Here is a 24599-nt window from a genome sequence, read left to right as displayed (position 1 = left end):
ACACCACCACCCACCAAGTTCCCGGCCGAGGCCTCGTGTCGTCCATGACAGCATTTCCCAACAGCGGGTTTCTTTCCGAAGCGTCAGAACGGTTGCGCGTCATGCTGTCCAACCTCGCAACCCCCGTATCCCTGTCGCAGGGAGAGGTTCTGTTTGAACAGGGCGACGAGGGCGATGCGCTCTATGCCCTGATGGAAGGCATGCTCGAGGTTTCCTTCCTGGCCATGAGCGGGCGCAAGCTGGCGCTCAGCCTGATGCGGCCGGGCGAGGTGTTTGGCGAGATTGCCCTGTTCGACAGCGGCCCCCGCACCGCCACCATCACGGCGGCCGAGCCGTCGCAGGTGCTGCGCGTGCGCCGCAATGACGTGATGAACCAGATCCGTGCACACCCGGACCTTGCGGTGGATATGATCCGGCTGGCCGGGCTGCGAATGCGCTGGATGGGGGTACAGTTGAATGAGCAGGTCTTCCTGCCCATGCCCGTGCGCCTTGCGCGCAAGCTGTTGCACCTTGCAAACCAGCAAGAGGTACCCAGCGCCCGAATTGCCCTGTCGCAGAGCGAACTGGCCGAATTCGTCGGTGCCACACGCGAGGCCGTGTCCAAGACCATCGCCACCTGGAAACGCAGCAAAGTGGTCGAAGCAACGCGCGGGGGGGTACAAATTCATGATTTCGATGCCCTGCGCCAGCTTGCGGAATCCGATCTGATCTGAGGTTTCGGAAAACCACGGCCGATGTGATCCGCTTCACATACAGGGCACGGACAATACATTACACCGATAGACGTTACCGTAGGGGGCCAGCGTATCATCCCCGATATCTGTCCACTGGCCTCTCCCTGCACCAGAGCCATGTGCCTCCCCGGCATGTGGCTCTTTTGCGTTCGGGACCGAAATTAAAATGGCCGGAGCGTGAAGCCCCGGCCATACCGTCCATTCTTGGAGCGCCTACTCCTCGAGGCTCAGCGCCACGAACCGTGGGTCGCCGCCGCGCCGCACCAGCAGCAACAGCGACTTGCGCCCGGCCTCGCGGGCCTCGTCCATGCGGGCCTCGAACTCGGCAATGGTGCTGACCTTCTGCTGGCCCGCCTCGGTGATGATGTCACCGGCCCGCAGGCCCTTGTCAAAGGCCTCGGACGCCTCGTCGACATCCATGACCACAAGGCCCTCGCCACCCGCATCCAGCCCCAGATCCTCGCGCAGCGCATCCGTAAGCGGTGCGATCGTCAGGCCCAGAACAGTGGCGTCCTCCTCGACCGGCGCCTGAGAATCTTCAGCTACGCCCTGTTCGGACCGCTCGGCGTCTTCGCGGCGGCCCAGCGTGACCACCACGGTCTTGGTCGCCCCGTCGCGCATCACCACGACGCGCACCGCCTTGCCGACCGGGGTTTCGCCGACCTGGCGCACCAATGCGCGCGTATCCTGCACTTCGACCCCGTCAAAGCTCAGGATCACGTCACCCGGTAGCAGGCCCGCCTCTTTCGCGGGGCCGTCCGGCACATCGCTGATCAGCGCCCCGCCGGGCTTGTCCAGCCCCATCGCCTCGGCCATGTCCTCGGTCACGTCCTGGATGCGCACACCCAGCCAACCGCGACGGGTTTCGCCGAACTCGCGCAGTTGGTCGACCACCTTGACCACGACGTTCGATGCCATCGAAAAACCGATGCCAATCGAGCCGCCATTGGGCGACAGGATCGCGGTGTTCACGCCGATCACCTGACCGTCCATGTTGAACAGCGGCCCGCCCGAGTTGCCTCGGTTGATCGCCGCATCGGTCTGGATGTAGTCGTCATAGCTGCCGCTGAGTTCACGGTTGCGCGCTGACACGATACCGGCCGAGACCGAAAATCCCTGCCCCAGCGGGTTTCCCATCGCGATGACCCAATCGCCGACACGTGCCGTATCGCTGTCACCGAAGGTGACGTACTTCAGCGGCCCCGAAGCCTCGACCTTGAGCACAGCGATATCGGTTTTTTCGTCGGTGCCGATCACCTTGGCCGGCAGCTCTTTCTTTGGCTGTCCGTCACCCGGGAAGAATTCGATCAGGATTTCATCGGCCTCGGCGATGACGTGGTTGTTGGTGACGATAAATCCATCCTCGGAAATCACGAAGCCCGAGCCCAGCGCGTTGCTGCGGCGGGGACGGTTTTCCTCGCCGCCATTGCGGTCCTGGAATTCGCGAAAGAAATCCTCGAACGGAGAGCCTTCGGGTACGATGCCGCGCGGACCGGCCTGCCCCTCGATCAGGGTTGTGGTGGTGATGTTGACCACCGCGGGGCTGATCCTGTCGACCAGAGGCGCCAGGCTTTCGGGCCGGGCCTGCGCGGCCACGGTCTGGGCCAGCACCAGGATCGCGGTGGCAAAAGACAGCCACATCAACCGCATCATCGTTACCATATCGTCCCGGCGGACGGCCACACTGCGTGCTAATGCCTGCACTTGGTCTCTCCTTGTCGACAATCGCCATCAGGACCGCCTTGGCGCGCCCTGTTTGCAAACAATGTAGTCAGTTTGCACCGCCCCGCAACTCGGTAAGCACAGGAATTCACCTGCGCGTGACCGCGGCGGGTCAAAACCCCGCCTGATACGCGGCCCAGAGCAGAATGAAACCGCTGACCACGCACAGCAACCCTACCAGCCGCCGCGCCGGTTCGGGCAGACTGCGCAGCGCTTCGAGCATTCGCACCACAAGCGAAGGGGCCAGCGCATAGGCCAGCCCCTCGACAATCAACACCAGCCCGAAGGCCAGCAAGACCATGCCCATCACTCGGCCGCCGTTCCACGGCGCCCGGTCGGCGATCCGAGATAGTTGAAGAACTCGGAATCCGGGCTGAGAACCAACGAGCTGTTGCCGCCCTTCAAGGCGTTCTCGTAAGCCGTCAGGGACCGGTAGAACTCGAAGAACTCCGGGTCCTTGCCATAAGCTTCGGCAAAAATTGCGTTGCGCTGCGCATCGGCCTCACCGCGGACGATCTCGGCCTCGCGGCGTGCTTCTGACACCAGCTCGACCACGGTCCGATCGGCCTGAGCGCGGATCCGCTGTGCGGCTTCCTCACCACGGGCCACTTCGTCGGCCGCCTCGCGTTCCCGCTCGGCGCGCATCCGGGCGAAAGTCGCCTCGAGGTTGGCCTGCGGCAGGTCGGTGCGTTTCAGGCGCACGTCGATCACCTCGAGGCCCAGATCGCGGGCCTCGGCGATCGCGCCGTTGCGGATGCGCAGCATCAGCGCCGCCCGGTCCGAGCTAAGGATGTCATTCGAGCTGACCGAACCCAGAACCTCGCGGGTTTTGGCGCGCAGGATCGAGTCCAGACGCTGCTCGGCAGTGTCGATGCCACCGGCACCCACGGCCTCGCGGAACTGGCGCACATCGGCGATCCGATAGCGCGCGAAGGCGTCGACCACCAAGCGGCGGTCATCCAGCGGCGTGACTTCCAGCGGCCCGACCTCGCGGCTGAGGATACGGTCGTCATAGCGCACGACCTCCTGGATGATCGGAATCTTAAAGGCCAGGCCCGGCTCTTCCTTGACGTCGACCACCCGGCCGAATTGCAGAACCAGCGCCTTTTCGCGCTCGTCCACAATGAAGATCGCCGACAGGGCGATCACCAGAACCACGAAAATGGCCGGCAGGAGAAAGGATGATTTACGCATGTCTTAATTCCCCTCGCCCGAATTGCGGCGCAGTTCGTTCAGCGGCAGATAGGGCACGACGCCCTGCCCCTGTCCGGTCGCGCTTTCGTCCAGGATGATCTTGTCCACGTCGCCCAGAACCTGCTCCATCCGTTCCAGGTACAGACGTTTGCGAGTCACGTCCGGCGCCTTGGAATATTCTTCCAGAACCGCGCTGAATCGGCTGGCCTCACCCTGGGCTTCGTTCACGACCTGGGCGCGATAGGCCTCGGCCTCTTCCAGCACCTGCGCGGCTTCACCGCGCGCACCGGCCAGAACCCGGTTGGCATAGGCATCGGCTTGCTTCTCGAGCCGGTCCCGTTCCTGTCCGGCCGACTGGACCTCTCGGAAGGCGTCCTTGACCGGCTCTGGCGGGTCGGCCCCGTCAAAGTTCACACGGACGATGTTGATGCCCGAATTGTAACTGTCCAGCGTTGACTGGATCAGCTCCTCGAGCCGCTCGGCGATGACCGCACGGTCGCGGTTCAGGATCGGCGCCAGGTCCGACTGCGCGATGATCTCGCGCATGGCCGATTCAGACACCGCACGGATGGTTTCGCGCGGATCGCGGAGGTTGAACAGGAAGTCCGCCGGGTTCGAGATGTTCCAGACCACCTGGAAATCGATGTCGACGATGTTCTCGTCGCCGGTCAGCATCAGCCCTGCATCGGTGCCGCGACCGCCCGAGCCGATGGTCTCGGTCTGTTCGACCTTCACCGGGATGACTTCGGCCGTGACCACGGGCCAGGGGGCAAAGTTCAGACCTTCGGTGCCGATCCCGGAAAAGCGGCCGAACAGCAGTTCAACCGACTGTTCTTCGGGCTTGACCGTATAGGCGCTGGCAAAGCCCCACAGAACCAGGGCGGCAACCCCACCCAGCAGGATCGTGCCCTTGGTGATCGCCGGGCCGCCACCGCCTCCCTGGCCGGACCCGTTGCTGCCGCGACCACCGCCGCCGCGCCCGCCCATAAGCACACGCAGCTGCTCCTGGCCCTTTTTCATCAATTCATCGATTTCGGGGATCTGCGGCCCGTCGCCTTCGGGCGGACGTCGCCCGCCGCCATTGTTTCCCCGGTTTCCTCCGCCACCGGATGAGCCTCCGCCCCCCCAGGGGCCTCCGCTGTTGCCCGCCATGTGTTTCATTTCCCTTGTTTTGGCCCGTGAGCTCACGGGATCACTTGTAACCTGTGTGCGCGCGCTTGCAAATCAAGCGGTACGCACGGGTTGTCGCATGGTTACCAGTTCTTCGGCCATTACTGGATGAACCGCAACCGTGCGATCGAAATCTTCTTTTGTCGCCCCCATCTTGACCGCGATGCCAGCCAACTGGATCATCTCGCCCGCGCCGGGGGCGACGATGTGACACCCCAGCACCTTGCGGGTGGCCTGACTTACGATCAGCTTCATCAACACCCGTTGCGTGCTGCCTGCGAACGCCTTCTGCATCGGTTTGAACGAGGTCGCATAGACCTCGATCGGCTCCTGCTCGGCGGCGGCCTCCTCACTCAGCCCCACGGTGCCCATCTCGGGCTGGGTGAAGATTGCGGTCGGGATCAGTTCATGATCCACCGGGGTGGGGTTGCCCTTGAACACGGTCTCGACAAAGGCCATTCCCTCGCGGATCGCGACCGGCGTCAGGTTCACTCGGTCGGTCACGTCACCGATGGCAAAGATCGAGGGCACCGCCGTTTGGCTGTATTCGTCCACGATGATCTCGCCCTTGCGGCCACGTTCGACGCCCAGACCTTCCAGCCCCAGATCGTCGGCATTGGGCGCCCGGCCCGTGGCGAACATGACCACGTCGAACAGCAGTTCCGACCCGTTGGTCGCCTTGACCCAAATCTTGTCGCCCTGCTTTTTCATCTCGAGCACATTGGTGCCCAGATGCACGTCGACACCGTTCTGGCACATCTCTTCGCAGATCAGCCCGCGCGCCTCGTCATCGAACCCGCGCAGGATCTGCGCCCCGCGATAGAATTGCGTGGTCTTAACGCCCAGGCCGTTCATGATCCCGGCGAACTCGCAGGCGATATAGCCGCCGCCGACGATCAGCATGGTCTCGGGCAGCTTATCCAGATGGAAAATCTCGTTCGAGGTGATCGCCAGTTCCGAACCCGGAAACTCGGGCACCACGGGGCGGCCGCCGGTTGCGATCAGGATGTGCTTGGCGGTCTTGCGGGTGCCATCGGCCAGTTCGACCGTGTGCGGATCGACCAGTTTCGCGCGCTGGTCAAAGGTTTCGACGCCGTTGTTCTTGAGGATATTGCGATAGATCCCTTCAAGCCGGTCCAGCTCGGCATGCAGCTTGCCGCGGAACTGCTGCCAGTCGAAAGCGCCCGACTGGATGTCCCAGCCATAGGCACGAGCGTCTTCGACCATGCCCGAATATTCGCTGGCAAACACCATCAGTTTTTTGGGCACACAGCCCCGGATCACGCAGGTTCCGCCATACCGGTCCTCTTCGGCCAGCGCGACCTTGGCGCCGGTTTCACCCGCCGCCACCCGCGCCGCGCGGACCCCGCCCGAGCCGCCGCCGATGACGAATAGATCATAGTCAAAGCTCATGCCGCGTTCCTTCTGTCAGCCTGCCTCGAAGTGTCTTGGATATGTGGGGGCGCAGCACAACCTGCCAAGCCCCGGGCATTGATACCACACGGGCGCGTGAACGCCCCGGTCAGTCGGCCAGGTCCGAGAACAGGTTGTCGTCGCCCTCGCCCAGACGATCCAGCTGGATCGTGCCTTCGTTGATGTCGCGCAGCTCGACCCGGCCATCGCCGAACCCGATCACCACCTTGTCGCAGATGTCGATGAACAACCCGTTTTCCACCACGCCGGGGATCTGGTTCAGGGCCAGCGCCAATTGCCGCGGGTTGCCGATACGCTGCAGGTGCAGGTCCAGGATGTGGTTGCCCTCGTCGGTGACGGTCGGGGCCTCGCCGTTCATCCGCAACGTAGCCGACGTGCCCAGAACGTCCATCGAATCCAGCAGTTCCTCGACCAGCGTCCGCGTGGTCTGCCAGCCAAAGGGAATCACCTCGATCGGCAGGGGAAAGGCGCCCAGAGTCTCGACCTCTTTGCCGGCATCGGCGATCACCACCATCAGGTCGCTGGCCGTGGCCACGATCTTTTCCTGCAGCAAGGCCGCGCCGCCGCCCTTGATCAGGTTCAACTCGCCGTCGAATTCGTCGGCCCCGTCGATGGTCAGGTCCAGCCACCCGGCCTGATCCAGCGATACCACCTCGATGCCCACCTCGCGCGCCAGCTGCGCCGTTGCGGTCGAGGTCGGAACGCCCCTGATCTTCAGGCCCTCGTTCTTCACGCGCTCGCCCAGTCGGCGCACCAACCAGGCCGCCGTCGACCCGGTGCCCAGCCCCACGCGCATTCCGTCCTCGACCATCTCGGCCGCCCGATAGGCGGCGACGCGCTTGGCAGTGTCGATCGGTGACAGTTTCTGGGTCATTGCAACCTCGCAAAGTTCAAAATTCGACCCCTTATAGGCAATCCCTGCTGCGGGTGCGAGGGGGAAGGGCGCGGTTTCCTTCGTCTGCACAAGAATTTCGGCTACGATGGTCCGAAGGGGGCACCATGCTGAAATTCGGAAAATCCACGGCGCAACTGCTGGACATGGCCTATCAGGGCGCGGATGTATCGCGCCGCCGTCGCGCCAATTTCGACGCCCTCGCCCCCGCCCCGAGTGAGGCGATCCTGGATCTTGGCTGCGGTACCGGCCTGCTGACCGCCGAACTGGCCCGTGCGGTGGGGCCACAGGGGCAGGTTACCGGCCTCGACACCAGCCCGGACATGCTGGCCGCCGCGCGCAGCCGATGCAGCGCGTTTGATCACGTTGACCTGGTCGAGGGCTCGGCCTTTGACATGCCGATCCACAACCAGCATTTCGACAAGGCCGTGTCCGTACAGGTCTTCGAATATTTCGCCGACCCGGCGCCTGCGCTGAGCGAACTCAACCGCGTCCTGCGTCCGGGCGGGCGTCTGGTGATCGGCGACACGCACTGGGACAGTTTGACATGGCACAGCGACCACCCTGAACGCATGCGCCGCATCTGCGAAATCTGGGACGCCCACCTGGCCGACCGCTGCGTTCCGGCCGCGCTGCCCGCGGCCCTGCGGGGCTGCGGGTTTCAACCGGACCAGGTGAATCCGGTGACGTTCTGCGACACCACCCTGCGCCCCGACGGACTAGCCCTGATGATGATTCGGCTGATGCAGGACTTTGCCATCCAGTCTGGCGAAATCCTCGAGGCCGAGGCAACGGCCTGGGCCGACGAGCAAAACGCCCTTGCCGACGCGGGCCGGTTTTTCATGTCGATCACCCATTTCGTCTGGGTGGCGCACAAAAGCCGATCCTTGCCATTGACGATTTGATGTGTCGGAAATACGCGTTTCCTATCGGAAACGTCGCAATCGTATGTTCGCGCAACAGGCGGGCTGGATATTTTGGCTCCATGACTGAACGGTATGCCCTGCACTACGCCCCCGACAACGCCGCGCTGGTGATCCGGCTGGCGCTGGAAGAGATGGGCCTGCCCTACCGCACGGAACTGGTCGACCGCGCCCACAATGCGCAGGACAGCGCCGCCTGTCGCGCGCTCAATCCCAACGGGCTGATACGGGTTCTGGGAACCCCGCAGTGCCCGATCTTTGGAACCGCCGCGATCACGGCCGAAGGGCTGGGCACCGCACCGTTTACCGCACCCACCTATGCAAAGCCTCCAGAAGGGTCTGCCACCTGATGTTTCTTTCCGTCTTCGACATGTTCAAAGTGGGCATCGGCCCGTCCTCGTCCCACACGATGGGACCCATGGTGGCTGCCGCCCGGTTCCTGGATCTGATGCGCGCCTCGCCGTTCGAATTCGCGGGGCTGCGCGCCTCGCTGCACGGATCGCTGGCCTTTACCGGGGTCGGCCACGCCACCGACCGGGCCACGATCCTGGGCCTGGCCGGGTTCACCCCCGACACCTATGACCATGACAAGGCCGAGGCGACCCTGGCCGCCATCGCCGACGCCCGCAGCGTTTCGCCCGAGGGCCTGCCCACGCTGCGCTTCGACCCCAAGGCGGACCTGATCTTTGACTATGACAACGCGCTGCCGGGCCACGCCAACGGCATGATCCTGATGGCCACCGACGCGCAGGGCGACGTGATCCTGCGGCAGGTCTATTACTCGGTCGGCGGCGGCTTTGTCCTGACCGAAGAGGAACTGGCCGAAGGCAAGGACACCAACGATGGTCCCCCCGTGCCCTACCCGTTCAAGACCGCAGCCGAGATGCTGGAGATGGCCCGCGCAAGCGGCAAGTCCATCGCCGAAATGAAACGCGCCAACGAGATCGCGCGCGGCTGCGCCGACAGTTTCGCCAAGGGCACCGCCCGCCTGTGGGAGGTGATGAACGCCTGCATCGAGCGCGGGCTGAGCACCGACGGCATCCTGCCCGGCGGCCTTAAGGTACGGCGCCGCGCCAAGGCGATCCACGATGCGCTGATGGCCGAACGGGGCATGAACCTGAATGCGCCGCACACGATCAACGACTGGATGAGCGTCTATGCGATGGCGGTGAACGAGGAAAACGCTGCTGGCGGTCAGGTCGTCACCGCCCCCACCAACGGCGCGGCGGGCGTGCTGCCGGCGGTGCTGCGCTATTACCTCGACCACGTTCCCGGCGCATCGGAAAGCCATATCGAGGATTTCCTGTTGACCGCCGCCGCCATTGGCGGGCTGGTGAAGTACAACGCCTCGATCTCGGGCGCCGAGGCCGGGTGTCAGGCCGAAGTGGGCAGCGCGGCCGCGATGGCCGCGGCGGGCCTCTGCGCAGTGATGGGCGGCACGCCCGAACAGGTGGAAAATGCCGCCGAGATCGCGCTGGAGCATCATCTGGGCATGACCTGCGACCCGGTCGCCGGGCTGGTGCAGGTTCCCTGCATTGAGCGCAACGGGCTGGGCGCGATCAAAGCGGTTTCGGCGGCGTCGCTGGCCCTGCGCGGGGACGGGCAGCATTTCGTGCCGCTGGACGCGGTGATCGAGACCATGCGCCAGACCGGCCATGACATGCACGAGAAGTACAAGGAAACCTCGCTGGGCGGTCTGGCCGTCAACGTGCCGAACTGCTGAGACGCATTAGGCCTTTCACCGGCCCGCCGCTTGACCTAGCGTGCGGGCCATGACCCAGGATCGCCCCGTCTTCGGCATCTTCCTGATGCTTGGTTTCTGCGTGCTGGCCCCGCTGGGCGACGCGCTGGCCAAGCTGTTGGGCGAGACCATGCCGCTGGGCCTGCTGGTCCTGGCGCGTTTCGCGGTGCAGGCTGCGCTCCTGATCCCTCTGGTGGCACTGACCGGCCGACCGTGGCGGATGCGCGGGCGCGTCCTGCGGCTGACCGCGCTGCGCACGCTGCTGCATATCATCGGCATCAGCGCGATGTTCAGCGCGCTGCAATTCCTGCCGCTGGCCGATGCGGTGGCCATCGCCTTCGTCATGCCGTTCATCATGCTGCTGCTGGGGCGCTACGTTCTGGGCGAAGAGGTCGGCCCCCGCCGCCTGATCGCCTGCATCATCGGCTTTGCCGGCACCCTGCTGGTGATCCAGCCCAGCTTTGCCCAAGTGGGCGTCCCCGCATTGCTGCCGTTGATCGTTGCGGTGGTTTTCGCCCTGTTCATGCTGGTCACGCGGCAGATCGCCAAAGAGACCGATCCGATCGCCCTGCAGGCGGTATCGGGTCTGATGGCAACGCTGTTGCTGCTGCCTGTCCTTCTGATCGGCGCATCCGCAGACCTGCCTGCCCTGACGCTGACTCTGCCGGCCAACGCCCCCTACGGTCTGCTGCTGTCCATAGGGGTATTGGGCACGGTCGCGCACCTGTTGATGACGTGGTCGCTGCGCTATGCGCCGTCGGCCACGCTGGCCCCGATGCAGTATCTGGAAATCCCCGTCGCCACGTTGATCGGCTGGCTGATCTTCCGCGACCTGCCCAACGGTCTTGCCGCCTTGGGGATCGCGATCACCGTGGGTGCCGGCCTCTATGTCATTCTGCGCGAGCGGGCCACCGCCCTGTCTGCCCGGACGCAAACGCCTGCATGACCTGATCCAGCGCGCCGCGCGGAACCATCACGATCAAGCCCGGCCCATCCACCGTGAGCGTGACATCCGACAGCGCCCGGTTCGATGTGCCCACACGCCCGTCGGGTTCCAGCACCAATCCGTCGATGGGCCATTCCAACCCCAAGCTTCGCCCGGTCACCCGCCGGAACGGAAACAATGACACCGTGTCGCCTGGCGGGATCTGCAAGGTGACATGCGGCGGCGCGTGGAACACCACCTCTTGCGACCCAAGAAGGATGCAGGGCCGATCCGGCCAACGCACCATGGTATTGAACACCGCCAGCTGGTGATCCAGCCGCCCGCCCAGGAATCCGACACCCAGCACCACCGGTGCTCGAATATTGCGCAGGGCCTTGTCGAAATCGGTGCTGTCCTGTTCGCGGATCGGAAACAGCCGCTCGGCCGGCACCTGCGCACGATGGCGGCTGGAAAGCGAGTCGAAATCGCCGATCACCGCATCCGGAACGCGCCCCGAATCGATCAAACCCGCCGCGCCCCCATCCGCAGCAACGGCCAGCCTGACGCGGCTCAGCGCCAGATCCAGATCGCCGGGGCCGATTTCTCCGCCACCAAACAGCCCGATTGGCCAATCAGAATGAACAATTTCGCCGTTTTTTCCAAGATTGACCATTTTTCCCGCTTTTGGACACATTCAGACCACAAAATGATAGGTTCATCAGAACAGTTGCTTGAGCCGATTCTGCGCCGCGGTTGCGAGTTTGGCTGTGTTATTGTGTAAAGGACGTGCGTCTGATGGTACAGAACAACAAGGTATTGACCGTTTCCTACGGGACTTTTTCCTGCACGCTGGAAGGGTTCGACGATTCCTTCGAAACGATGAAGGCGATTGCGGAATATTTCCGCGATCTCGCCGCAGAAGATCGCTATTTCGGTTCTGAACCTCCGCAACCCGACGCCGAGATGCTGGCCCGCATCGCGCAACGAGACACCGCGCGCCACGTCGAGGCCCGCCCCGGCGAGAACGGGTTGCTGTTGCGCGCCTCGGATCGCCCCCCTTCGGCCGCACCGCACCCCATGACTGCTGACACCCGGACCCCCTCTATGACCCCTCCCCTGTCTGACCCGCAAGACCCAGCCGCGCGCCCTGCGGCGCCGCCCCCGGCTGCGGACAGCATCGCCGCGAAACTGCAGCGTATCCGCGCGGTGGTTTCCCACGGCGACCACCCCCCCACGCCTTACTCAGAAGAAGATGAGACCGGCTTTCTGGCTGCAACCGAACCCCAGGTCGACGCCATTTCGGCTGCTTTCGAAACGGGCGCCTTGGCCCCGGACGATCTGGAAACGGTGGCCGGTTCGGATCCGGCGGCAGCCAGCCCCCGGCAGCCCGACACCCCGTCCACCGCCGGTGCGGAACCAATCATGGCCCAGCCGGACGACCATGTGGAAAGCGCTGCAGAAACCGGTGCCTCCGTTGAGTTGGTCGATCAGACTGACGTGGAACCCGACCTGCCGCTTCAAGACCTTCAAGACACAGATGCCGACGACGATTTGTCCGTTGAAACGCCCCAGGCCGAGGCGGCAGAGACCGAGGACAACGGGTCTGACGAGATGGCGCCCGCGGCACCTTCCACCCCGATCGAACCGGAAGCAGCGGCCGAAGAAGCCCTGTTCGAGGATATCGAGGACGACGCCCAGCCCGATGTCGACGACATCCTCAACATTCTGGGCGAAGACGACAACTCGGATGACACCAAAGAGGCAACCGGCACCCTGACGGTCGAGGATGAGGAAAACATCCTGCGCGAAATTTCCGCGATCGAGTCCGAAATGGAAGCGCCGGCCGACCACGCGGACGACGACGAACTGGACACGGATGTTCTGCGCCTGCTGCAGAAGGCGGATGCCGAACTGGGTGACCCGGCCACTGCCGACACGCGAGAAACCTATTCGCACCTGCGCACGGCTGTCGCGGCCACCGAAGCCGAGCGCGAGGCGACCGGTGACAATGCGGCTTCCGAGGACGAAAAATACCGCGGCGATCTGGCCTCGGTCGTCAGCCCGCGCCGCCCCGAGATTCGAGTAACCAGCATGCGCCCGGAATCGGATACGGCCGCCCCCCTCAAGCTGGTGGCCGAGCAGCGGGTCGACAAGGACGCCCCAGAGGCGGGCCCGGTGACCCCGCGCCGCGTGACCGCCGAACCGGCGGACTCGTCACCCGATGAAGGCGGGTTTGCCCGGTTCGCGCAAGAACAGGGCGCACAGTCACTGCCCGAACTGCTCGAGGCCGCGGCCGCCTACCTGTCGTTCATCGAGGGCCAGGAACAGTTCTCGCGCCCTCAGTTGATGAACAAGGTTCGCGCCCTGAAACAAGACGAATTCAACCGCGAGGAAAGCTTGCGGTCGTTCGGCCAGCTGCTGCGCGACGGCAAAATCGAAAAAGCCGGCGGAGGGCGCTTTGCCGCCTCGAACCAGATCGGCTTCCGGCCCGAGGACAAACGCGCCGCGGGCTGACAAGACCCCCACAACTGACCAATCGGGCCGGAGACATTTCTCCGGCCTTTTTTGGTGCGGCTGACATGGGTTCTTTTGGGAAGCCGGTCGCGCCCCGATCACGCGGCTTTGATCAGGGCCAGTGGTGCACTTACTCCTGCTCTTGGTCGGGGTCGGCCTGCCCCACCCCCCTGAACACGAATTTGAACGGAAGCGCCCACAGGATCCCAAGCCCGACATAAACCAAAAGTTCCAGCCAGATCGGAGGACGGTCCAGCCAGTTCAACACGGTGACGACGGCCACGATGTAGAGCGGCAGCCCCACCAGCAGCAGCACCAATGACCACCGCCTGCGCGCCTTGTAGCTGAGACCGGTTTCTTGTTGCCTGCGCATCAGTCTGCAAACGGGTCGGTCACCAGGATGGTGTCGTCCCGCTCCGGGCTGGTGGACAACAAGGCCACCGGGCACTCGATCAGTTCTTCGACCCGACGCACGTATTTGATCGCATTGGCCGGAAGATCCGCCCAACTGCGCGCACCTTCGGTGGACTCGCTCCAGCCCGGCAACTCCTCATAGATCGGCTTGCAGCGCGCCTGCTGCTCGGCGGCCGTGGGCAGATAGTCCAAGCGCTGCCCATCCAACTCATAGCCAACACAGATCTTCAGCGTGTCAAAACCATCCAGAACATCCAGCTTGGTCAGCGAAATACCGTTGACCCCGCTGGTTGCACAGGTCTGGCGCACCAGACAGGCGTCGAACCAACCGCAACGCCGCTTGCGTCCAGTGGTGGTCCCGAACTCGTGCCCGCGCTCACCCAGGCGCTGCCCGTCCGCGTCATGCAACTCGGTCGGGAAAGGCCCTTCACCCACCCGGGTCGTATAGGCCTTGACGATACCCAGAACGAAATCGATGGATCCGGGTCCAATACCTACGCCCGTCGCGGCCTGGCCGGCGATCACGTTTGACGATGTCACGAACGGGTAGGTACCGAAATCAATGTCCAGCAACGCACCTTGTGCGCCCTCGAACAGGATGCGCTTGCCCGCCTTGCGCTTTTCGTTGAGCACTTTCCAGACCGGGGCGGCAAACGGAAGAATCTGCTGCGCGACATCCTTCAGTTGAGCGATCAGGGCATCGCGATCGACCGGAGCAATACCCAACCCCCTGCGGAGGGGGTCATGATGCTGCAATGCCCGGTCGACCCGGGTCTCCAGTGTCGCATCATCCGCAAGATCGGCCACCCGCACCGAGCGGCGCCCCACCTTGTCTTCATAGGCCGGCCCGATTCCACGGCCAGTCGTGCCGATCTTGGTCCCTTTGCTTGCGGCCTCTTCGCGCGCCCGGTCCAACTCTCCGTGAATCGGCAGGATCAAGGGTGTATTCTCGGCAATCATCAACGTTTCGGGCGTGATCTCGACCCCCTGCCCGCGAATCGTCTCTATCTCTTCCAAGAGGTGCCACGGATCCAGCACGACCCCGTTGCCGATGACACTCAGCTTGCCGCCACGCACCACTCCTGACGGCAGGGCGTGCAGCTTGTAGACCTTGCCGTCGATAACCAACGTATGCCCGGCGTTGTGCCCGCCCTGAAAACGCGCGATCACGTCTGCCCGCTCGCTCAGCCAGTCGACGATCTTGCCTTTTCCTTCGTCGCCCCATTGGGCGCCGACAACAACAACATTGGCCATATCCGGTCCTTTTGTGCTGATTTTCCAAACTCGGCCCGTATAACGAGGCACAGGCAGCAGGGAAACCGGTATTTCGACGCAGTGTTCGATCGCGCTGGCGCGCGATGCCTCCGGTGGGGATATTTTGGGCCGGATGAACATTGGCCGCAAATTTCATCTGGCCATAAATATCCTGGGGGAGTCGCCCGGAACGGGCGGCGGGGGCAGAGCCCCTATTCGCGAGTAAGTCGAACTGGGTGCCCGTGTGGAGTGCTCAGAAACGCAACCCTCCAAGCCTCGAACACAGCATCAAGTTCATTGCGCTCGGCGGCACCTGAGGATACCAAAAGTGTCTCGAGCGTTTCTAGCCAAGCTAGGAAATAGTCATTGCTGCCATCCAGTTCGCGGGCGACACCGTGCCGCGTCAAAGTGGTCGAAAAGGCATTCGTCCATTCAGCCCAGGAAAACCTCCCCGCCTCGTTCAGCGCAACCGTGGCGGCGAACAACTGTGCGTGCCAGGGTTGCTCGAACACCACGTCAGGTCGGATTGGTGGTGGGCATGTGGTCATGACGGCTCCAGATAGCTTTGCCAAAGGTCAAGGATGACCTCGTCCTGTGGGCTTTCGGGATGCGTCCAAAGTTGCGAGGCCCGAAACGCGACGGCGTAGAGCGGCTCAGGCGCTTCACCCAGTCCGTGGGCGCTGGAATCCGGCAGCACGTGAGATCCGTGAACGCGCAAGATCCGCCCCTGCGCTCCGGCGGCATATTTCGGCAATCGGGTATGACCGCCATCGACCAATCGGTTCCCCGCCGGTCGGCGCGTACGCACCACCTGACCAACCTTGAATTCGACCTCGACGTTCGGAGGACGGTCGGCCGGACCACCCATGGCCAGAACTTTTTCCACAGCACCGGCTTGCAGCGCCCGAACCGCCAACGGATGTTCCACCTTGGTGTCCACCCCGCGCAGCTCGTCCAGGCTGAGCACACCCGTTTCGACCAACAGGTCAGCCAGGGCCGAGATCCATTTTTCGTAATAGGAAAACCGCGCATAGTCTTGCGGCGACAACCGCTCGCGCGCATGGCGCGCGGTGTCAATGTTCCATTGCCCCAACGCGCCCGCGGCCAGCGTGACGGCAAGCGCCCGGGCGTGCCACTCCTCGGCGAAAACCGGGGCCTCCTGCGGCTCGGGCCGGACCCTGCCATCCCCGAACCGGCCACCCATATCATGCGCGCGCGTCATGCCGGCACCTTGGGCAGCCCGGTGCCGATCATGCTGTCGCGGGTCACCAGCGCCGTAAGCTCGTCCTCGCTCATCCCCTCAGTGCCCGGCGGCCTTATCGGAAGGACGAGGTAGCGTATCTCGGCTGTCGAATCCCACACGCGTACCGCCGTCTCAGACGGCAGATTTACGCCGAACTCTGCCAAAACCTTTCGCGGCTCGCGCACCGCGCGGGCGCGATAGGCGTCTGACTTGTACCAGGTGGGCGGAATCCCCAGCAGCGGCCACGGATAGCAGCTGCACAGGGTGCAGACGACCATGTTGTGCTGCTGCGGCGTGTTCTCGACCACCACAATGTGCTCTCCTTGCCGCCCGTAATAGCCCAGTTCGGCGATCAGCGGCGTCGCATCCTTTAGCAGCCCGGATTTGAACTGTGGATCGGCCCATGCCTTTGCAACAACGCGCGCACCATTCTGCGGACCAATCCGGTTTTGATAGATGTCAATGATCTCATCCAGAGCCACCGGGTCGATCAGGCCCTTGCGGATGAGAACCGTTTCCAGCGCTTTCACGCGCAGGGCGGGTTCGGGTGGCAGCAGGGCGTGCGGATGATCGGGGTGGTCATGTGGCATGGCCAAAGCCTGCGCGATGCACCGCGTCCTGTCCACATCTTTCGATGCAAAATCGCGGATCGATCCGGCTGCGGGAAACTCGTGACTTGCCCCCGCCCCCAAACTTGCTTAAGTACCCGGCGATACACGCCACGCCGTACAGGACCACCATGGAAAACGTCGTTCTCATCATCCACCTTCTTCTGGCCCTTGGCCTGATTGCCGTTGTCCTGATGCAGCGGTCCGAGGGCGGCGGCTTGGGGATGGGCGGCGGTGGCGGCGGCGCCATGACCGGCCGCGCAGCCGCGACGGCGCTGGGCAAACTGACTTGGATTCTTGCGGCCTGTTTCATCGTCACCTCGATCACGCTGACGATTCTGGCGGCGCAGAAATCGGCTGGCACGTCGGTCATCGATCGTCTGGGCGTTCCGGCTCCGGTGGAAACCGAAGAAACCACACCGTTGGTTCCGCCGGCCGAAGATCTGCTGCCTCCGGCGCAGGGCGACAATGCCCCGCTGATCCCGCAGGCCGACTGATCCACAAAACCTAGAAACCTGAAAGAGAACGGCAACAGCATCTTGCGGTTCTCTTGCGCTTTTGGCGCGAATCCTTTATATGTGAAGTCCCGTGATGCTGCGGTTTTTCAGGCCGCCGGGCAGTTGGTAATGACGTCTCACGGGAGCAGCCGAAAAACATGGCGCGTTTTATTTTCATCACTGGTGGTGTTGTTTCGTCGCTGGGCAAGGGGCTGGCCTCGGCCGCACTGGGCGCGTTGCTGCAGGCACGCGGATATTCGGTGCGTCTACGCAAACTCGATCCCTACCTGAACGTCGATCCCGGCACCATGTCGCCGTTCGAACATGGCGAGGTCTTCGTCACCGATGACGGCGCAGAAACCGACCTGGACCTGGGTCACTATGAACGCTTCACCGGCGTTCCGGCACGCAAGACCGATTCCATTTCCTCGGGCCGCATCTACATGAACGTGCTCGAGAAGGAGCGCCGCGGCGACTATCTGGGCAAGACCATCCAGGTCATTCCCCACGTCACCAACGAGATCAAGGATTTCATCGCCATCGGCGAGGACGAGGTCGATTTCATGCTTTGCGAAATCGGCGGCACTGTCGGCGACATCGAAGGCCTCCCCTTCTTTGAAGCGATCCGCCAGTTCAGCCAGGACAAGCCGCGTGGCCAGTGCATCTTTATGCACCTGACCCTGCTGCCCTACATCAAGGCCAGCGGAGAATTGAAAACCAAACCCACCCAGCACTCGGTCAAGGAACTGCGCTCGATCGGTCTGGCCCCCGACATCCTGGTCTGCCGTTCCGAAGGTCCGATCCCGCAGAAAGAGCGCGAAAAGCTGGCCCTGTTCTGCAACGTCCGCCCCGATGCGGTGATCGCTGCGCAGGACCTGTCCACAATCTATGACGCGCCGCTGGCCTACCACAAGGAAGGGCTGGATCAGGCGGTGCTGGATGCTTTCCAGATCAGCCCGGCCCCCAAGCCCGACCTGTCGAAATGGGAAGACGTCAGCGACCGCATCCACAACGCCGAAGGCGAGGTGAAGGTGGCCATCGTCGGCAAATACACCCAGCTGGAAGACGCCTATAAATCGATTGCCGAAGCGCTGACCCACGGCGGCATGGCCAACCGCGTCAAGGTCAAGGTCGAATGGGTCGATGCCGAGATCTTCGACACCGAGGACCCCGGTCCGCATCTGGAAGGCTTCCACGCCATTCTGGTGCCGGGTGGATTCGGCGAGCGTGGCACCGAGGGCAAGATCAAGGCGGCGCAATACGCCCGCGAACATCAGGTTCCCTATTTGGGCATCTGCTTGGGTATGCAGATGGCCGTGATCGAAGCCGCCCGCAACGTTGCCGGCATCTCCGGCGCGGGGTCCGAGGAATTCGACCACGAGGCCGGCCAGAAACGGTTTGAACCGGTGGTCTATCACCTCAAGGAATGGATTCAGGGTAACGCCAAGATCGAACGCAAGGTTGGCGATGACAAGGGCGGCACCATGCGGTTGGGCGCCTACAATGCGGTTCTGACCGAAGGCTCCAAGGTGGCCGAGGTCTATGGCACCACCCAGATCGAGGAACGCCACCGCCACCGCTATGAGGTGGACACCAAGTATCGCGAACAGCTTGAGAAAGCGGGCTTGAAATTTTCGGGGATGTCGCCCGACGGGCGCCTGCCGGAAATCGTCGAATGGTCGGATCACCCGTGGTTCATTGGCGTGCAATATCACCCAGAATTGAAGTCCAAACCCTTCGACCCGCACCCGCTGTTCCGCGATTTCGTGCGCGCTGCGAAGGAAAGCTCGCGCCTGGTCTGACGCGCCCCTTCGGCTTGGGCTTGCTTTGCATTCCGTTCCGGGTCAATTTGACCCGGAAGAACCGCAGGGGGGAGTTTCATGGCCAAAGGATACTGGGTGGCGCATGTCGACGTGAACGATATGGAGGCCTACAGGAATTACATCGCCGCAAACGCCGAACCCTTCGCCGCCTATGGCGCGCGGTTTCTGGTGCGCGGAGGTCAGCGCCAGGTCAAGGAAGGTGCAGCCCGCGCCCGCACCGTGGTGATCGAATTCCCAAGCTACGAGGATGCGCTGGCCTGCTATGAAAGCGCGGGTTACCAGAAAGCCAAGGCCTTGCGCGATCCGGTCTCGCTGGGCGATCTGGTGGTCATCGAAGGCTATGACGGGTAGCCCGGGCTTGGCGGACCACAAAATACGGAATAGTCTGCGCCAATGTTGAAAAAGTTCTTTCAAGCGTTTCGCCCGCAGCAACAGACCACCCTGCCCGATCCGGACACGGAACTGGCTCTAGGCGCGTTGCTGGTGCGCGTGGCTCAGGCCGACCGCGACTACAAGCTGGAAGAGATCCGGTTGATCGATCGCATCCTGGCACGCCTGTACCAGCACAACGCGATCGAGGCCGCCCAGGTCCGCGCCACCTGCGAGAAGCTGCACGCCGCAGCCCCCGACACCGACACGTTCGGCAAGCTGATCCGCGAAACGACGGACTTGCAGGAGCGGCTGGCCGCGATGGAGGCCCTGTGGGAGGTGGTGCTGGCCGACGGAAACTCGGACGAGGGCGAGATCAAGATTGTGGAAGAGGCACGCATCGCCATGGGGCTCAGCTACAATGACAGCCAGGCCGCGCGCGAACGCGTGCAAAGCCGCTTGGACGCAGACTGAGCCGCCGCTATATCTGAGGCATGTTCAATGCCTTCCTGTCCCGGCTTACCCAGCCGCAGCCCGACCCACTGACCGATGACGACGCCCGGCTAGCGCTTGCCGCCCTGCTGGTGCGCCTGGCCCGGTCCGACGATGACTATGCCGACAGCGAAATGTCGCGCATCGACAAGGTCCTGGCTGAACGCTATGACCTGTCGCCGTTCGAGGCCGCAGGACTGCGTGCGCGGGCCGAGGACCTCGAGGCAGAAGCCCCCGACACCGTCCGTTTCACCCGTGCCATCAAGGATGCGGTGCCCTACGATCACCGCCTCAGCGTGGTTCAGGCGCTGTGGTCGGTGGCGCTGGCCGACGGTCAGCGCTCGCAGGATGAGGATTCGCTTTTGCGGCTGGTGGTCAGCCTTCTGGGCGTCAGCGACGTGGATTCGGCACGGGCCCGGCAGAAGGCCGCCAAATCGTGACCGCAATGCTGGGCATGTACGACATGCCCGCCCTTCGGCCCGTCAATGATCGCTTTTGGAGCCTGATTCGCGCGCATTTGGGCGAAGGTCCGGGCCAACTGACCCGTGATCGCGATTTCTGGGAAATCTGGCAGGACCCTGACCTAGTCTTTGCCCAGACCTGCGGCATGCCCTATCGCACCCGACTGCATGGCAAGGTGCATCTGGTTGGCACCCCCAATTATGGCCTGCTGGGTTGCCCGCCGGGGCATTATTGTTCGGTTTTCGTGGCCCGGGCCAATGATGCGCGTGATCTGCCAGAACTGGCCGCCTGCGTCTTTGCCTATAACGAGGCCCTGTCCCAATCGGGCTGGGCCGCCCCGGTCACGCATCTGTCCGAACTGGGCCTTGCACCGGCGCGCCTGCTGGAAACCGGTGGACACGCCCTGTCAGCGCAGGCCGTGGCCGACGGACATGCCGATTTTGCATCGCTGGACGCGCTGACAAGGGTGCTGCTGCAAGAGCACACCGATCTGGGCCAGCGCCTGCGCCAAGTGGCAACCACGCGCCCCACCCCGGCGTTGCCCTACATCACCGCGATCACGCGCGATCCGGCCGCGGTCGCCGCCGCGGTTCGCGCCGCGATCTCAGACCTTTCCCCGGCCGATCGCGCGGCGCTGCACATTCACGGGTTGATCGACATTGCTCCCGATCTCTACCTTGCCGTTCCCAACCCGCCACCGCCCGCGGCGGTGGTGCCCGAAAGCTGACCAATTTGACCACTTTCCTTGGCCGAATCGGAGATTTCAGGTCTTGAACTTGTCATTTGCGCATTGCATTGCTCTGGTTTTTCAGCCCTAGTACCGCACCAACGCACTCAACAACACCAGGACGACCCGTGACCGACAGCACTCCCGTCATCGAGATCAGGAACCTGCACAAAAGCTTTGGCAATCTCGAAGTCCTCAAAGGAGTGGACATCACCGCCCATCGCGGCGACGTGGTGTCGCTGATCGGGTCATCGGGGTCGGGCAAATCCACCCTGCTGCGCTGCTGCAACCTGCTGGAAGACAGCCAGGAAGGCGAAATCCTGTTCAAGGGCGAGCCGGTACGCTGGACGGGAACCCGCGACCATCGCCGCCCCGCCGATCCCAAGCAGGTGCTGCGCATTCGCACCAACCTGTCGATGGTGTTCCAGCAGTTCAACCTTTGGGCCCACATGACCATCCTGCAAAACGTGATGGAGGCCCCGATCACCGTGCTGGGCCGTGACCGGCACGAGGTCGAGGACAGCGCCCGCAGATATCTGGACAAGGTTGGCATCGGCGACAAATGCGACGCCTATCCGGCGCAGCTCTCGGGTGGCCAGCAACAGCGAGCCGCCATCGCGCGCGCGCTCTGCATGGAGCCCGAGGCGCTTCTGTTTGACGAACCGACCTCGGCGCTGGATCCCGAGCTGGAACAGGAAGTGATCAAGGTAATCAAGGATCTGGCCGCCGAAGGCCGCACCATGATCATCGTCACCCATGACATGCAGATGGCCGCCGACATCTCGAGCCACGTGGTGTTTCTGCACCAGGGCCTGATCGAAGAAGAAGGCTCGCCCGAAGATATCTTCTCCGCGCCCGAATCCGAACGGCTTCGGGGCTTTCTCTCCGCCACGATGGCGGCATAACATCAGAACAGAACCAAACAGGGGAGTTACCAATGAAAAACCTGATTCTGACCACCGCGGCACTGGCGCTTGGCGCCGGCATGGCCATGGCCGACACGGTCCGCATGGGCACCGAGGGCGCCTATCCTCCGTACAACTTCATCAACGACGCCGGCGAGATCGACGGCTTCGAGCGTGAAGTCGGCGACGAGCTGTGCAAACGCGCCCAGCTGGAATGCGAATGGGTCAAGAACGACTGGGATTCGATCATTCCGAACCTGGTGTCGGGCAACTACGACACCATCATCGCCGGCATGTCGATCACGGCCGAGCGTGACGAGGTCATCGACTTCACCCAGGACTACTACCCGCCGACCGCGTCGGCCTATGTGGCCACCTCGGCGGATGTTGACGTGACCGGTGGCGTTGTCGCTGCACAGACCGCGACCATCCAGGCCGGCCACGTGGCCGAGTCGGGCGCAACCCTGGTTGAATTCGCAACGCCCGAGGAAACCATCGCCGCCGTGCGCAACGGCGAAGCCGATGCCGTTCTGGCCGACCGCGACTATCTGGTGCCGCTTGTCGAGGAATCGAATGGCGAACTGGTCTTTGTCGGCGATCCAGTTCCGCTGGGCGGTGGCGTCGGTATGGGTCTGCGCGAAAGCGACACGGAGCTGCGTGAAAAATTCGATGCCGCGATTACCTCGATGAAACAGGACGGCACCCTGAACGAGATGCTGAAAAAGTGGTTCGGTGAGGATACCGCCACCTATGCACCTGACGGCTCGGTCGTCACCAACTAAGCATCCGGTCCTACGGTTCGGCGCCACGCGCGCCGAACCAATCCCGGCCTTGTGCTGGGCCTGACGTTCGAAAGACGCCTCATGTTTTCCTACTGCGCTGATCCCGACACGCTCGGCACTTTCCGCTGGTTTTCATGCTATCTGACTAACGGCGTGCACTGGTCGTTCTACTTGTCGTTCATCAAGGTTCTGGCCTTGCTGGCGGTGACGGCCCCGGTGGCGTTGGCCTTCGGTTTTGCGGGGGCCATGGCGGCCCGGTCGCATGTCCCGCCGCTGGGCTGGCTGGGCAAGGGCTATATCGCCATCGTGCGCGGGGTGCCCGACATTGCGTTTTTCCTGTTCTTCGTGATCGCCCTGGACCAGGGTTTCGAATGGATGCGGCACCAGGTGCTGTGTCCCGACTGGACCGATCCGATCCGTCAGGGCAACGATTTCCTCGTCTGCCCCGCCGCTAAGCTGCCGCTGGGCACCGCACCGGAATGGGTGCACGAAACCTACGGCTTTTTCCTGGCCGTCATCACCTTTTCGATCGTTTTCGGCGCCTTCGCCGCCAACGTGCTGTTCGGCGGCATGCGCGCCGTGCCGCTGGCGCAGCTTGAAACCGCCGAGGCCTATGGCATGACCCGCCGCCAGACCTTCTGGCGCATTCTCGTGCCGCAGATGTGGGTCTATGCTCTGCCCGGCCTGTCGAACCTGTGGATGGTGCTGATCAAGGCCACGCCCCTGCTGTTCCTGCTGGGGGTCGAGGACATCGTCTATTGGGCGCGCGAGTTGGGCGGCACCAAGACCTCGAAATTCACCGCCTATCCGCATGGCGACTGGCGCATGTGGTACTTCCTGTTCCTGCTGGTTTTTTACCTTGGCATGACCCGCGTTTCCGAGATTGGCCTTGAACGGCTGATGCGCCGCCTGTCGCATGGCCAGGCGACCTCGGGCGGAGAGCTGCTGCGTAAGGAGACCACCGCATGAGCTGCCTGCAGACCATCCAAGATTACGGCCTGCGCTCGATCGGCATCGGCGAGCGCCTGCTGCCGCGCAGCGATTTCACCCTATGCGAACAGTTCACCCTGATCGGTTCGGGGATGATCTGGAACATCTATTTCGGCGTGATGGCGCTGGCCACCGGGTTCTTCCTGGCCACGGCCGTGGCTCTGGGCAAGGCGTCCAGCCGCAAGTGGCTGCGAAAACCGTCCGAGTGGTTCATCTTCATCTTCCGCGGTTCGCCGCTGTTCATCCAGTTCTTCTTTGCCTACTTCCTGTTCCTGTCGCTCAAGAAGACCTACCCTATGTTCGACGCCTTCACCTCGGCCTGGCTGGGGGCGCTGATCGTGCTGTTCCTGAACACCGCCGCCTATTCCGGCGAGATCTTCTATGGCGCGCTGCGGTCGATCCCCAAGGGTGATATCGAGGCCGCCGATGCCTATGGCATGTCCGGCTGGTCGCGCTTTCGCCGGATCGTGTGGCCCACCATGCTGCGGCTGGCCTGGCCCGCCTACACAAACGAGGCTATATTCTTGTTCCATGCCACCACGCTGGTCTTCTTCTCGGCCTTCCCGGCCTGGCAGCAACGGGGGGATGCGCTGTATTATGCCAGCTATTTCGCTGACAAGACGTTCAACCCGTTCGTCCCCTACCCGATCTTGGCGTTCTACTTCATCCTGCTGACGCTGGTGATCGTGGGCATGTTCGGCCTGATCAACAAGCGGCTGAACCGGCACCTGCCGGTGGCGCGCAAGGCCAAGATGCGGTTCCGCCTGAACCTGGCGCGCTGAGG

27 protein-coding genes and 1 pseudogene are annotated in these 24599 nt (G+C 63.3%); 16 read left to right on the top strand and 12 right to left on the bottom strand.

Features of this window, described 5'->3' with window-relative positions; genetic code table 11:
- Positions 1-44 precede the first annotated feature (44 nt).
- Entirely contained in the window at positions 45-713 is a 669-nt protein-coding gene (locus AC2FM3_RS07395) for a Crp/Fnr family transcriptional regulator (protein WP_496680301.1), read from the top strand.
- Between the two features lie 234 nt (positions 714-947).
- Here the strand turns inward: AC2FM3_RS07395 and AC2FM3_RS07390 are convergent, their stop codons facing one another.
- The 6 genes from AC2FM3_RS07390 to rpiA form a co-directional block, all read right to left on the bottom strand.
- Positions 948-2396, bottom strand: a complete 1449-nt coding sequence (locus AC2FM3_RS07390) for a DegQ family serine endoprotease (RefSeq protein ID WP_496680300.1) — start codon at positions 2394-2396, stop codon at positions 948-950.
- Positions 2397-2568: 172 nt separating this feature from the next.
- Positions 2569-2763: a DUF2065 domain-containing protein gene (locus AC2FM3_RS07385; protein WP_496680299.1), complete on the bottom strand. Its 195-nt coding sequence runs from the start codon at positions 2761-2763 to the stop codon at positions 2569-2571.
- The gene (gene hflC, locus AC2FM3_RS07380; protein WP_496680297.1) at positions 2763-3650 is read right to left on the bottom strand and encodes a protease modulator HflC; all 888 of its coding nucleotides are present in this window, start codon (positions 3648-3650) and stop codon (positions 2763-2765) included. Before hflC ends, AC2FM3_RS07385 begins: the two co-directional genes overlap by 1 nt.
- 3 nt (positions 3651-3653) lie before the next feature.
- Entirely contained in the window at positions 3654-4802 is a 1149-nt protein-coding gene (gene hflK / locus AC2FM3_RS07375; RefSeq protein WP_496680296.1) for an FtsH protease activity modulator HflK, read from the bottom strand.
- A gap of 72 nt (positions 4803-4874) precedes the next feature.
- On the bottom strand, positions 4875-6233 hold the full coding sequence (gene gor / locus AC2FM3_RS07370) for a glutathione-disulfide reductase (protein WP_496680294.1): 1359 nt from the start codon (positions 6231-6233) through the stop codon (positions 4875-4877).
- Between the two features lie 109 nt (positions 6234-6342).
- Complete coding sequence (gene rpiA, locus AC2FM3_RS07365; RefSeq protein WP_005982205.1) at positions 6343-7128, bottom strand: ribose-5-phosphate isomerase RpiA; 786 nt, start codon at positions 7126-7128, stop codon at positions 6343-6345.
- Positions 7129-7253: 125 nt separating this feature from the next.
- Here rpiA and AC2FM3_RS07360 point away from each other — a divergent pair, with 125 nt between their 5' ends.
- The 4 genes and pseudogenes from AC2FM3_RS07360 to AC2FM3_RS07345 all read left to right on the top strand — a co-directional run bounded on the left by AC2FM3_RS07360 (position 7254) and on the right by AC2FM3_RS07345 (position 10756).
- Positions 7254-8051: a methyltransferase domain-containing protein gene (locus AC2FM3_RS07360; RefSeq protein ID WP_496680293.1), complete on the top strand. Its 798-nt coding sequence runs from the start codon at positions 7254-7256 to the stop codon at positions 8049-8051.
- Between the two features lie 80 nt (positions 8052-8131).
- A pseudogene (locus AC2FM3_RS07355) lies at positions 8132-8344 on the top strand (thioredoxin domain-containing protein); the annotation flags it as partial.
- Positions 8345-8418: 74 nt separating this feature from the next.
- On the top strand, positions 8419-9792 hold the full coding sequence (locus AC2FM3_RS07350) for an L-serine ammonia-lyase (protein WP_496680292.1): 1374 nt from the start codon (positions 8419-8421) through the stop codon (positions 9790-9792).
- 49 nt (positions 9793-9841) lie between these two features.
- Entirely contained in the window at positions 9842-10756 is a 915-nt protein-coding gene (locus AC2FM3_RS07345; RefSeq protein ID WP_496680290.1) for a DMT family transporter, read from the top strand.
- On the opposite strand, the gene AC2FM3_RS07340 is transcribed toward AC2FM3_RS07345, so the two are convergent.
- On the bottom strand, positions 10701-11408 hold the full coding sequence (locus tag AC2FM3_RS07340; protein ID WP_496680288.1) for a thiamine diphosphokinase: 708 nt from the start codon (positions 11406-11408) through the stop codon (positions 10701-10703). The two genes, AC2FM3_RS07345 and AC2FM3_RS07340, sit on opposite strands and share 56 nt — an antisense overlap.
- A 122-nt stretch (positions 11409-11530) precedes the next feature.
- Between AC2FM3_RS07340 and AC2FM3_RS07335 the strand changes: the two genes are divergently transcribed.
- Positions 11531-13249, top strand: coding sequence for a hypothetical protein (locus AC2FM3_RS07335; RefSeq protein WP_496680286.1), 1719 nt, complete (start codon positions 11531-11533; stop codon positions 13247-13249).
- Positions 13250-13379: 130 nt separating this feature from the next.
- Here the strand turns inward: AC2FM3_RS07335 and AC2FM3_RS07330 are convergent, their stop codons facing one another.
- The 5 genes from AC2FM3_RS07330 to nthA all read right to left on the bottom strand — a co-directional run bounded on the left by AC2FM3_RS07330 (position 13380) and on the right by nthA (position 16750).
- A complete protein-coding gene (locus AC2FM3_RS07330; protein WP_496680284.1) occupies positions 13380-13622 on the bottom strand; it encodes a DUF2842 domain-containing protein in 243 nt (80 codons plus the stop codon).
- Positions 13622-14917: an adenylosuccinate synthase gene (locus AC2FM3_RS07325; protein ID WP_496680282.1), complete on the bottom strand. Its 1296-nt coding sequence runs from the start codon at positions 14915-14917 to the stop codon at positions 13622-13624. The genes AC2FM3_RS07330 and AC2FM3_RS07325 overlap by 1 nt, the downstream gene beginning before the upstream one ends.
- A gap of 212 nt (positions 14918-15129) precedes the next feature.
- On the bottom strand, positions 15130-15465 hold the full coding sequence (locus tag AC2FM3_RS07320) for a nitrile hydratase accessory protein (RefSeq protein WP_496680281.1): 336 nt from the start codon (positions 15463-15465) through the stop codon (positions 15130-15132).
- Positions 15462-16139, bottom strand: a complete 678-nt coding sequence (gene nthB / locus AC2FM3_RS07315) for a nitrile hydratase subunit beta (protein WP_496680280.1) — start codon at positions 16137-16139, stop codon at positions 15462-15464. Before nthB ends, AC2FM3_RS07320 begins: the two co-directional genes overlap by 4 nt.
- On the bottom strand, positions 16136-16750 hold the full coding sequence (nthA, locus tag AC2FM3_RS07310; RefSeq protein ID WP_496680323.1) for a nitrile hydratase subunit alpha: 615 nt from the start codon (positions 16748-16750) through the stop codon (positions 16136-16138). The genes nthB and nthA overlap by 4 nt, the downstream gene beginning before the upstream one ends.
- A 149-nt stretch (positions 16751-16899) precedes the next feature.
- On the opposite strand from nthA, the gene secG reads away from it, so the two are divergent.
- The 10 genes from secG (at position 16900) to AC2FM3_RS07260 (ending at position 24597) form a co-directional block, all read left to right on the top strand.
- The gene (gene secG / locus AC2FM3_RS07305) at positions 16900-17265 is read left to right on the top strand and encodes a preprotein translocase subunit SecG (protein WP_496680278.1); all 366 of its coding nucleotides are present in this window, start codon (positions 16900-16902) and stop codon (positions 17263-17265) included.
- Positions 17266-17423: 158 nt separating this feature from the next.
- Positions 17424-19067, top strand: a complete 1644-nt coding sequence (gene pyrG / locus AC2FM3_RS07300; RefSeq protein ID WP_496680276.1) for a CTP synthase — start codon at positions 17424-17426, stop codon at positions 19065-19067.
- A gap of 78 nt (positions 19068-19145) precedes the next feature.
- Complete coding sequence (locus tag AC2FM3_RS07295; RefSeq protein ID WP_496680275.1) at positions 19146-19439, top strand: DUF1330 domain-containing protein; 294 nt, start codon at positions 19146-19148, stop codon at positions 19437-19439.
- Positions 19440-19481: 42 nt separating this feature from the next.
- Positions 19482-19931 carry a tellurite resistance TerB family protein gene (locus AC2FM3_RS07290; RefSeq protein WP_496680273.1) on the top strand — a complete coding sequence of 150 codons (450 nt, stop codon included), beginning with the start codon at positions 19482-19484 and terminating at the stop codon, positions 19929-19931.
- A 20-nt stretch (positions 19932-19951) separates the two neighbouring features.
- Positions 19952-20389, top strand: a complete 438-nt coding sequence (locus tag AC2FM3_RS07285) for a tellurite resistance TerB family protein (protein ID WP_496680272.1) — start codon at positions 19952-19954, stop codon at positions 20387-20389.
- A gap of 5 nt (positions 20390-20394) precedes the next feature.
- On the top strand, positions 20395-21138 hold the full coding sequence (locus AC2FM3_RS07280; protein WP_496680322.1) for a phosphate/phosphite/phosphonate ABC transporter substrate-binding protein: 744 nt from the start codon (positions 20395-20397) through the stop codon (positions 21136-21138).
- 128 nt (positions 21139-21266) lie between these two features.
- On the top strand, positions 21267-22043 hold the full coding sequence (locus tag AC2FM3_RS07275; protein WP_496680271.1) for an ABC transporter ATP-binding protein: 777 nt from the start codon (positions 21267-21269) through the stop codon (positions 22041-22043).
- Positions 22044-22075: 32 nt separating this feature from the next.
- Positions 22076-22825, top strand: a complete 750-nt coding sequence (locus tag AC2FM3_RS07270) for a transporter substrate-binding domain-containing protein (protein ID WP_496680270.1) — start codon at positions 22076-22078, stop codon at positions 22823-22825.
- A gap of 81 nt (positions 22826-22906) precedes the next feature.
- Positions 22907-23794 (top strand): ABC transporter permease, encoded by an 888-nt coding sequence (locus tag AC2FM3_RS07265; protein WP_480633320.1) that lies wholly within the window; start codon positions 22907-22909, stop codon positions 23792-23794.
- The gene (locus AC2FM3_RS07260) at positions 23791-24597 is read left to right on the top strand and encodes an ABC transporter permease (protein ID WP_496680269.1); all 807 of its coding nucleotides are present in this window, start codon (positions 23791-23793) and stop codon (positions 24595-24597) included. The genes AC2FM3_RS07265 and AC2FM3_RS07260 overlap by 4 nt, the downstream gene beginning before the upstream one ends.
- The last annotated feature ends 2 nt before the right edge of the window (positions 24598-24599 follow it).

Source organism: Ruegeria sp. BHSB172, from assembly GCF_059613165.1.
This window is presented reverse-complemented; position numbering and strand designations above follow the sequence as displayed.